The sequence below is a fragment of the Amycolatopsis sp. NPDC001319 genome (assembly GCF_042896185.1).
Classification (GTDB): domain Bacteria; phylum Actinomycetota; class Actinomycetes; order Mycobacteriales; family Pseudonocardiaceae; genus Amycolatopsis.
The window spans coordinates 361100-371309 of record NZ_JBIAWY010000005.1; the positions used below are offsets into that span (position 1 = coordinate 361100).

At 69.9% G+C, this 10210-nt stretch carries 8 protein-coding genes; 3 read left to right on the top strand and 5 right to left on the bottom strand.

Annotation, left to right across the window (positions count from 1 at the left end; translation table 11 throughout):
* Positions 1-70: 70 nt before the first annotated feature.
* From ilvC to ACFY1H_RS20895, 3 genes are read right to left on the bottom strand one after another with little or no spacing between them, the layout of a single operon-like run.
* The gene (gene ilvC / locus ACFY1H_RS20885) at positions 71-1084 is read right to left on the bottom strand and encodes a ketol-acid reductoisomerase (protein ID WP_386948510.1); all 1014 of its coding nucleotides are present in this window, start codon (positions 1082-1084) and stop codon (positions 71-73) included.
* A 51-nt stretch (positions 1085-1135) separates the two neighbouring features.
* Positions 1136-1642: an acetolactate synthase small subunit gene (ilvN, locus tag ACFY1H_RS20890; protein WP_220237608.1), complete on the bottom strand. Its 507-nt coding sequence runs from the start codon at positions 1640-1642 to the stop codon at positions 1136-1138.
* Entirely contained in the window at positions 1639-3543 is a 1905-nt protein-coding gene (locus tag ACFY1H_RS20895) for an acetolactate synthase large subunit (protein ID WP_366579323.1), read from the bottom strand. The genes ilvN and ACFY1H_RS20895 overlap by 4 nt, the downstream gene beginning before the upstream one ends.
* Before the next feature lie 333 nt (positions 3544-3876).
* Here ACFY1H_RS20895 and ACFY1H_RS20900 point away from each other — a divergent pair, with 333 nt between their 5' ends.
* Together ACFY1H_RS20900 and ilvD are read left to right on the top strand one after the other, a co-directional pair.
* Positions 3877-4413, top strand: a complete 537-nt coding sequence (locus ACFY1H_RS20900; RefSeq protein ID WP_386948514.1) for a PH domain-containing protein — start codon at positions 3877-3879, stop codon at positions 4411-4413.
* 72 nt (positions 4414-4485) lie between these two features.
* Positions 4486-6330: a dihydroxy-acid dehydratase gene (gene ilvD, locus ACFY1H_RS20905; RefSeq protein WP_386948517.1), complete on the top strand. Its 1845-nt coding sequence runs from the start codon at positions 4486-4488 to the stop codon at positions 6328-6330.
* Between the two features lie 157 nt (positions 6331-6487).
* On the opposite strand, the gene ACFY1H_RS20910 is transcribed toward ilvD, so the two are convergent.
* The gene (locus ACFY1H_RS20910; protein WP_366579317.1) at positions 6488-7063 is read right to left on the bottom strand and encodes a DoxX family protein; all 576 of its coding nucleotides are present in this window, start codon (positions 7061-7063) and stop codon (positions 6488-6490) included.
* Between the two features lie 67 nt (positions 7064-7130).
* Entirely contained in the window at positions 7131-8039 is a 909-nt protein-coding gene (locus tag ACFY1H_RS20915; protein ID WP_386948520.1) for a 2-hydroxyacid dehydrogenase, read from the bottom strand.
* A 58-nt stretch (positions 8040-8097) separates the two neighbouring features.
* Here ACFY1H_RS20915 and ACFY1H_RS20920 point away from each other — a divergent pair, with 58 nt between their 5' ends.
* Positions 8098-9312 carry a PQQ-dependent sugar dehydrogenase gene (locus tag ACFY1H_RS20920; protein ID WP_386948523.1) on the top strand — a complete coding sequence of 405 codons (1215 nt, stop codon included), beginning with the start codon at positions 8098-8100 and terminating at the stop codon, positions 9310-9312.
* The last annotated feature ends 898 nt before the right edge of the window (positions 9313-10210 follow it).

Below are 10210 nucleotides of genomic sequence, written 5' to 3' on the forward strand. Positions count from 1 at the left end.
AACGGCGAAACCACCGAAAAGGCCCCCTCACCTGCGGGCGAGGGGGCCTTTCCTGGAGATCACAAGACGATCAGGCGGTCTCGGTGATCGGCCGGTCCACCCACGACATGAGGGCCCGCAGCTTCTTGCCGGTCTCCTCGATCGGGTGCTGGTTGCCCTGCTCCTCGAGCTTGATGAAGTTCGGGCGCCCGGCCTCGTCCTCGGCGACCCACTCGCGCGCGAAGGTGCCGTCCTGGATCTCGCCCAGGATCTTCTTCATCTCTTCCTTGACCGCCGGCGAGATCACGCGCGGGCCGCGGGTGAGGTCGCCGTACTCGGCCGTGTCGGAGATCGAGTAACGCTGGCGCGCGATGCCGCCCTCGTACATGAGGTCGACGATCAGCTTGAGCTCGTGCAGCACCTCGAAGTAGGCGATCTCCGGGGCGTAACCGGCCTCGGTCAGCACCTCGAAGCCCGTCTGCACCAGCGCCGACGCGCCACCGCAGAGCACGGCCTGCTCGCCGAAGAGGTCGGTCTCGGTCTCCTCGGTGAACGTCGTCTTGATGACGCCCGCGCGCCCACCGCCGATGGCGGCCGCGTACGACAGGGCCAGCGCCTGGGCGCCACCGGTCGCGTCCTGCTCCACCGCGATCAGGCAGGGCACGCCCTTGCCGTCCACGAACTGGCGGCGCACGAGGTGACCCGGGCCCTTCGGGGCGACCATGGCGACGTCGACGTTGCCCGGCGGCTTGATCAGGTCGTAGCGGATGTTGAAGCCGTGGCCGAAGAAGATCGCGTCGCCGTCCTTCAGGTTCGGCGCGATGTCCTCGGAGTAGATGAAGCGCTGCTTCGTGTCCGGCGCGAGGATCATGATCAGGTCGGCTTCGGCCGCCGCCTCGGCGACGTTCAGCACGCGCAGGCCCTGCTCCTCGGCCTTCGCCCGCGACTTCGACCCCTCCGGCAGGCCGATGCGGACGTCGACACCGGAGTCACGCAGGCTCAGCGAGTGGGCGTGGCCCTGGCTGCCGTAGCCGATCACGGCGACCTTGCGACCCTGGATGATCGAGAGGTCCGCGTCGTCGTCGTAGAAGATTTCCACTGCCATGGGGGTACTGCTTCCTTTCGGGTTACTGCTGAAAAATCGACTTCTCAAGAATCAGCGGGGCGAGGTGGCGGTGATCGAGCGGGCCCCGCGACCCACCGCGACCATGCCGGACTGCACGAGCTCACGGATGCCGTACGGCTCGAGCATGCGCAAAAGTGCGCCGATCTTGTCCGATGTCCCGGTCGCCTCGACGGTGAGCGCCTCCGGGGACACGTCCACCACCTTGGCACGGAAGAGCTGGACGGTCTCGAGGACCTGGCTGCGCACGGTCGCGTCGGCCCGGACCTTCACGAGCAGCAGTTCACGCTGCACCGCGCTGGACTGTTCCAGCTCAACGATCTTGATCACGTTGACCAGCTTGTTGAGCTGTTTGGTCACCTGTTCGAGCGGTAGCTCTTCAACGGCGACCACGATCGTCATGCGGGACACCTCGGGGTTTTCCGTAGGGCCCACTGCGAGGGACTCGATGTTGAATCCGCGGCGGGAGAACAGGCCGGACACCCGGGCGAGCACGCCGGGCTTGTTCTCGACCAGCACGCTCAACGTGTGGACGGTCATCGGTCTTCTCCTTCCGCGGCGGCTTCGGCGGCTTCGAGGGTCTCGACGGCTTCCTGCGAAACCTCGTCGTCGTCGAACAGCGGCCGGATGCCGCGGACGGCCATGATTTCGTCGTTGCCGGTGCCCGCGGCCACCATCGGCCACACCTGGGCATCCTTCCCCACGACGAAATCGATCACGACGGGGCGGTCGTTGATCTCCATCGCGCGGCGGATCGTCGCGTCGACGTCCTCCTTGGTCTCACAGCGCAACCCGGCGCAGCCGAGGGCCTCGGCCAGCAGCGTGAAGTCGGGGATGCGGTGCTTGTGGGTACCGAGGTCGCTGTTGGAGTACCGCTCCGAGTAGAAGAGGCTCTGCCACTGCCGGATCATGCCGAGGTTGCCGTTGTTGATCACGGCGACCTTGATCGGCGCACCCTCGATGGCGCACGTGGCGAGCTCCTGGTTGGTCATCTGGAAGCAGCCGTCGCCGTCGATCGCCCACACCTGCGTGTCGGGCAGGCCGAACTGCGCGCCCATGGCCGCCGGGACGGCGAAGCCCATGGTGCCGAGGCCACCGGAGTTGATCCACGTACGCGGCTTCTCGTACTTCACGAACTGCGCGGCCCACATCTGGTGCTGGCCGACGCCCGCGGTGAAGACCGCGTCGGGACCGGCGAGCTCGCCGATGCGCTCGATGACGTACTGCGGCGACAGCGAACCGTCGTCCGGCCACTCGTAGCCGGCCGGGTAGGTGTCGCGCCACGAGTCGACCTGCGTCCACCAGTCGGTGAGGTCCGGCCGCTGCCCGTGCTCGAACTCGGCCTTCACGGCGGCGATCAGCTCGCCGATGATCTCGTTGCAGTCGCCGACGATCGGCACGTCCGCCTTGCGGTTCTTGGAGATCTCGGCCGGGTCGATGTCGGCGTGGATCACCTTCGCGTCGGGCGCGAACGACGACGTCGCGCCGGTGACGCGGTCGTCGAAGCGGGCGCCGAGGGCGATCAGCAGGTCGGACCGCTGCATCGACGCGACCGCGGCAACGGAGCCGTGCATGCCGGGCATGCCGACGTGCTGGGGGTGCGAGTCGGGGAACGCGCCGCGCGCCATCAGCGTGGTGGCGACCGGGATGCCGGTCAGCTCGGCCAGCTCCAGCAGCTGCTGCGACGCCTCGGCCTTGATCACGCCGCCGCCGACGTAGAGGACGGGCCGGCGCGCGTTCGCGATGAGCTTCGCGGCTTCACGCACCTGCTTGCCGTGCGGGCGCAGCGTCGGGCGGTAACCCGGCAGGCGCATCTCCGGCGGCCAGGAGAACGAGGTCATCTCCTGCAGCACGTCCTTGGGAATGTCCACCAGCACCGGGCCGGGTCGGCCCGTGATCGCCAGGTGGAACGCCTCGGCGATGGTCCGCGGGATCTCCGCCGGATCGGTGACGAGGAAGTTGTGCTTGGTGATCGGCATGGTGATGCCGCAGATGTCGGCTTCCTGGAACGCGTCGGTGCCGATGAGCGCACGCGACTGCTGCCCCGTGATGGCGACGACCGGCACGGAGTCCATGTTGGCGTCGGCCAGCGGGGTGACGAGGTTCGTGGCGCCCGGGCCCGACGTCGCCATGCAGACGCCGACCTTGCCGGTCGCCTGGGCGTAACCGGTGGCGGCGTGGCCAGCGCCCTGCTCGTGGCGGACGAGGACGTGACGGACCTTGGTGGAGTCGAGCAGCGGGTCGTACGCCGGGAGGATGGTGCCCCCGGGAATGCCGAAGACGACTTCGGCGCCGACGGCCTCGAGCGAGCGGACGAGCGACTGCGCGCCCGTGACCCTTACCGGGGTTCCCGCCGGCGGCGCCGGCTTCGGACGTGCTCCGGGGACACCGGGCGCGGTCGGCCCGGGCTTCGCGTCGCTGCGCGACGTGGCACTGGTCATCGGTTCTGCCTCGTGGGTTCTCGGTGTCACTCGTTCGGGTTGTCTGTGGCCGTACAGCCGGTCGGAATCCGGTTCTACGCAACAAAAAACCCCCGCCGACCGTAAGGTCGCACGAGGGTCGCGCGTCGACGCAGCGGACTCTTCCTAAGCGTCGACGCGCTGAGGAAGTACGAGGCCGGTCTGCGTTGTCACGGCGCTGACGTTAGACCGGCGTCCGCGCGAGTGTCAACTCTGCGAGACGGCGGTTCCGCATGCTGGACCGCCAGTACTGCTCTGCGGGCGGCCCCGCGACCCCGGCGCAAGCACGCCGGAGACGCGGTGCACCATTCATTGGTGGCCGAAAAAGAGCAGGACCAGCGCGCGGACGAAGGCCGGAAGGCCGTGTTCAAGATCCCCAGCACGGCGTACATGGCGATCGCGCTCCTGACCGTGTGTGTGACACCGATCGCACTCGGGGAGATCAACGGGCTGCAATGGCTGTACATCTTCCCGATCGCGCTGTTCGTCTTCGTCGTGCGCACGCGTACCGTCGCGACGCGCGAGGGCCTGGCCGTGCGGACGGTGTTCGGCAAGCGCGACCTCCCGTGGTCGGCACTGAAGGGGCTCGCCATCACCGGCAGGGCGCGCGTGCGTGCCGTGCTGGGCGACGACACGCAGGTCACGTTGCCGACGGTGCGGACGCGCCACCTTCCGGTGCTCGCGCTTGTGAGCGAGGGGAAGATCAAGGACCCCTCGGGTGTGCTGAGTGACGAAGAGCTCAAGCCGGCTGCGGAAAAAGCCGCCGCGAAGCCGGCCGAGAAGGCCCCGGAGCAGGCTTCCGGCACCGCTCCCGCCGAGACCGGCGGTTCCTCAGCCGAGCCCAGTGAGTAGAATTGGTAGGACCAGTTTGCGGAGCAGTCTCGTGACTCCGCCTGGACCAGCCTTCTGACCTGGGAGAATGCCGTGCCGCACCTCCGTTCCCGGACCACCACCCACGGCCGCAACGCGGCGGGCGCGCGCTCGCTCTGGCGCGCGACCGGGATGACCGACAGCGACTTCGGCAAGCCGATCGTCGCGATCGCCAACTCCTACACCCAGTTCGTGCCCGGCCACGTGCACCTCAAGGACCTCGGCGAGATCGTCGCCGAGGCCGTGAAAGAGGCCGGCGGCATCGCGCGCGAGTTCCACACGATCGCCGTCGACGACGGCATCGCGATGGGCCACTCGGGCATGCTCTACTCGCTGCCCTCACGCGAGATCATCGCGGACTCCGTGGAATACATGGTCAACGCGCACCAGGCCGACGCCCTCGTCTGCATCTCCAACTGCGACAAGATCACACCCGGCATGCTCAACGCCGCCATGCGCCTGAACATCCCCACCGTGTTCGTCTCCGGCGGACCGATGGAAGCCGGCAAGGCCGTGGTCGTCGGCGGCGTCGCCCAGGCCCCGACCGACCTGATCACCGCGATCGCCGCGTCGGCGAGCAGCGAGGTCGACGAGGACGGGCTGACCGAGGTCGAGCGTTCGGCCTGCCCGACCTGCGGGTCGTGCTCCGGCATGTTCACCGCGAACTCCATGAACTGCCTCACCGAGGCGCTGGGCCTGTCACTGCCCGGCAACGGCTCCACGCTGGCCACGCACGCCGCGCGCCGCGAACTGTTCTCCGGCGCCGGGCGCACGGTCATCGACCTGTGCAAGCGCTGGTACGGCGAGGACGACGCCTCCGCCCTGCCCCGCTCGATCGCCACCCGGGAGGCCTTCGAGAACGCGATGGCGCTCGACATGGCCATGGGCGGCTCGACCAACACCGTGCTGCACATCCTCGCCGCCGCACAGGAAGGCGAAGTCGACTTCACCATCAGCGACATCGACGCCATCGGCCGCCGCGTGCCCTGCCTGTCGAAGGTCGCACCGAACTCCGACTACCACATGGAAGACGTCCACCGCGCCGGCGGCATCCCCGCCATCCTGGGCGAGCTGTACCGCGGTGGCCTGCTGAACACCGGCGTCCACTCGGTCCACTCCCCCGACCTCGACTCGTGGCTGAACGAGTGGGACATCCGCGCGGAGTCTCCGTCGGAGAAGGCGGTGGAGCTGTTCCACGCGGCGCCGGGCGGGGTGCGCACGACCAAGGCGTTCTCGACCGAGAACCGCTGGTCGTCGCTCGACACCGACGCCGCCGGCGGCTGCATCCGCGACGTCGAGCACGCGTACACGAAGGACGGCGGCCTCGCGATCCTGCGCGGCAACCTCGCCGAGAACGGTGCCGTGATCAAGGCCGCCGGCATCGACGAGGACCTGTGGCACTTCGAGGGCCCGGCGCGGGTGCTCGAGAGCCAGGAGGAGGCCGTGTCGGCGATCCTCAAGAAGGAGATCCAGCCGGGCGAGGTGCTGGTCATCCGCTACGAGGGCCCCGCCGGCGGGCCGGGCATGCAGGAGATGCTGCACCCCACCGCGTTCCTCAAGGGCTCGGGCCTGGGCAAGAAGTGCGCGCTGATCACGGACGGGCGCTTCTCCGGCGGTTCGTCGGGCATCTCCGTCGGCCACATCTCCCCGGAGGCGGCGGCGGGCGGTCTGATCGGCCTGGTGGAGAACGGCGACCGCATCGTGCTGGACGTCCACGAACGTCGCCTCGAGCTGCTGGTCGACGCCGAGATCCTGGCGGAGCGCCGGTCCAAGATGGAAGCGTCGGAGCGGCCGTGGCAGCCGAAGGAGCGTGAGCGCCCGATCACGGCGGCGCTGCGCGCGTACGCCCGGATGGCGACCTCGGCCGACACGGGTGCGGTGCGGGACCCGAACAAGTGAGTCTTCGCTCGCGATTCTGAGTGCGGGAGGGCCGTCCACCTGAAGTGGGCGGCCCTTTTCGTTTGTTGCTGCTAGTGGTTCTCGACCGGCGAGGGCCGTCCACCCGATGCGGGTGAACGGCCCTTTCTGCTGTTGCCGCCGAATGGCGAACCGCAGGTCAGCGCGTCAAAACGATGACCACGACCGACGCCGCCGCGGCCAGGAGCAGCGAGACGATGCCGAGGGGTAGCGGCCGCTTGCGCCACGGCGTGTTCTTCTCCAGGGAGATGCGGCCGGCGCCGGTGAAAATCAGGGCGAGGGCGACGATGCCGATGAGGAGCTCGAACTCCCAGCCGCGGCCGTCGCCCTCGAAGAAGCCGCCGTGGAACTTCGCGTAGACGGCGTTCGCGGCGACGCCCAGGATGCCGGCGGCCGCGAGCGGCGTGAAGAGGCCCACGAGCAGCAGCGCGCTGCCGCCGACCTCGACGATGCCGGTGATCCAGGACAGCAGCGTCGTCTGCTTGTGGTAGCCGAAAGTCTCGAGCACGTGCGCGAATCCCGTGATCCCGGGTCCGCCGAACGCGCCGAACAGGTGCTGCAGGCCGTGAGCCCCCACGATCACGGCCAGCCCGACGCGCAGGATCAGCAGACCGAGGCCGAGGCCGCCCTGGCGCACTTCGTCGTCGTTGTTGCTCGTCGAGTCCTCGACCCCGGACAGCAGGCCGGTCTGGTAGTCGTCCCCTTGACTGGTCACGCGCGAAGGGTAGGGGATACCGACCCCGGCCGCGAGCGAGCGCGCCGAGGTCAGGGGCCCCTTCGCGTCAGTATTCGCCGTGCACGATGTTGTCGGGCAGCTCGCCGCCCGAGTACCGCGCGATCTCGGCCGCGGCGACGGCATACGAGCGTCGCCGCACACCGGCAACGGCCCCGCCGACGTGCGGCGTGAGCAGCAAGCCCGGCGCGTACCACAGCGGGTGGTCGGCCGGCAGCGGCTCGGGGTCCGTCACGTCGAGCGCGGCGCGCAGGCGGCCGGCGGTGAGCTCGGCGAGCAGCGCGTCGGTGCGCACGACTGGTCCCCTCGCGGCGTTGACGAGGACGGCGCCGTCGGGCATCGCGGCGAGGAACTCGGCGTCGACCATGCCCCGCGTGCGCGACGTAAGGGGGACCATCAGCACCACGATGTCGTGGTGCGGCAACAATTCGGGCAGCTCGGCGACGCCGTGGACCCCGTCGCGCGCCGACATTCCGACCATCGTGCAGCGGACATCGAACGGCTCGAGCCGGCGCCGCAGCTGCCGCCCGAGGTCTCCGGCGCCGACGATGAGCGCGTGCTGGCCCTGGAGCGTCTCGGCGGAGCGGCGTTCCCAGTGGCGTTCGCGGTGGGCGTCGGCGAAGACGTCCAGCTTCCGGTACATCGACAGCAGGACGGCGACGACCCACTCGGCCGTGCTGCCGCCGTGGGCGCCGCGGCAGGTGGAGAGCAGGACGCCGTCGGGGAGCTTGCCGACCCAGTCCTCGGCGCCGGCGGAGAGCAGCTGCACGAGCTTGAGGTTGGGCAGTTCGCGCCACAGCTCGTCGCCCGCCGGGTGACGACCGGGGATGAGGACCTCCGCCTTCGCGGCTTCGGGCGGCACGGGGTCGCCCCACTGGTAGCGCACGGCCTGCACCTTGGGGAGCTCCGAGAGCGCCTCGACACCCTCGTCGTCGGGGACCAGCACAGTCAGCGTCATGATCGCCACGTTAGCCACTTACTCCGCGCTCACGCGGGGGCACCTAGGCTGGAGCATCATGCGTACCCGGTACCGGTGGTCGGCGCCGCTGGCCCTCCTCGCCTCGGGCGGACTCCTGCTGTCGGGCTGCGCGCGGTTCGACGACACCGCGGCCGGCCAGACGTTCAGCGCCGCCCCGGTGCCCAGCCCCGAGTCGCCGCCGCAGGTCCAGGACCCGGGCGACCCGTCGGGCGACGGCCAAGGCGGCGTGGGCCGCGGTGGTCAGCAGCAGTCGCCCACGCCGATCCCGCCGCCGCAGGGGTGCAAGGACTTCGACAAGGCCGTGATCGCCACGTGCTTGGACACCGTCGCGGCCGCGGCCGGCCTGCCGGGCGACGGCTCGACGCCCGCGGCTCTCGCCGGTGAACGGAAATCGGGCCGCGTGGTCCTCGCCACCGCCGGCCGAGACGCAACGCCGTTCGCGCAGCTCGACGTCGTCGCCACGGGTGACGGCGGCCTCACCTCGCTGGCGCTGTCGCCGAGCTACGTCGAGGACCAGCTGGTGTTCGCGTACATCACCACGGCGACCGACAACCGCGTCGTGCGCTTCGCGAAGGGCCAGCCGCCGAAGCCGGTGCTCACGGGCATCCCGAAGGGCGCGACGGGCAACCGCGGCGCCCTCGTCGGCGACGGCCGCGGCTCCCTCCTCGTCGCGACGGGCGACGCGGGCAACCCCGCATCCGCCGCCGACCCGAAGTCGCTGGCGGGCAAGGTGCTGCGCATCGACACGTCGGGCGCCCCGGCCGCCGGCAACCCGACCGCGGGCTCCGCCGTGTACGCCTCGGGCCTCCACGCCCCCGGCGGCCTCTGCACCTCCCCCGACGGCAAGCGCGTGTGGGTCACCGACCAGACCTCCGGTCCCGACGCGCTGTACCGCGTCCAGGCCGGCCAGGCCCTGTCGACGCCCGCGTGGACCTGGCAGGACAAGCCGGGCGTCCGCGGCTGCGCCGACTTCGCCGACCAGAACGGCATCCTCGGCATCGCGTCCTCCGTCGGCCTGCAGAACCTGCCGGTCAACCCGGACGGCGCCGTCACCGGAAAGCCGAGCGTCAGCCTCGACGGCAAGGGCAAACCCCCCACGACGTACGGCCGCCTCGCCGCCATGAGCATGATCAGCCCCCAACTGGCAGTCGCCGGCACCACCAACAAGGACGGCGGCAAACCCGTCTCCAGCGACGACCGCGTCGTCCTCATCACCATCGTCCAAACCGACGGCGGCACGGGGAAGGACTGAGGTCCGGCTTCGGCCTGAGCTGGGTGTTTGTGGTTGTCGCCGTTGAGCGGCAACGGCTGGTGGCGGGCTGGTCCCCAGCCCGCTTGTTGCCTGAGCCGACAGCCCGTCGCCATCCACCCACGACCACCCGGCCTCCGCACCACCTCTCGCTGGCGCTTTCGCCGTTCGGCGGCGATGGGTCGCCCTACCTCGGCACCGCCCTGGTCACCGCACCTCGACCGCCGTGGTCGCCGCTCAGGGGCGAACCGCGGTCGCTGCTCAGGGACAGCGCCCTCGCCGTTCCGCTTCGAGCCGGCAGTCGCCGTTCATCTGCGAACTCCAGTTGCGGCTTCGCCGGCCGAGCGGCAGTCGCCATTCAAAGGCCAGCGCCCGGGTCGCACTTCCGGCGAAGTGGCAGTCGCCGCTTACTGGCGAATCACATCGCCGTTCACGGCTGAAGCGGCAGTCGCCACCCGGCGGCCATTCCCCCACGAAGCAGCAGTCACCGTTCAGACGCGAATCGCTGTGCACCTCATACGCGAAGCAGCCGCAGTCGCCAGTCAGCGGCAAATCTCCATTGCCGCTTCCAGCGGACCACCAGTCGCCACTCAACGGCGAATCCCAGCTTCCGCTCCAGACGAGCCAGCACTCGCCACTCAACCGCCAATCCCCGTTGCCACTCCAGGTGAGCCGGCAGTCGCTGTTCAGCAGTGAATCGCGTTGCCGTTCAACTGCGGGCCAGCACTCGCCACTCAACTGCCAATCCCCGTCGCCGCCCACAGACGACTCGGCAGTCGCCACTCAACGGCGAGGCCGCGTCGCCGTTCCCAGGCGAGCCGCCCGTCGCCGCTCAACGGCGAGGCCCCGTCACCGTTCTCGGGCGAGCTGGCAGTCGCCGTTCAGCGGCGAATCCCCGTTC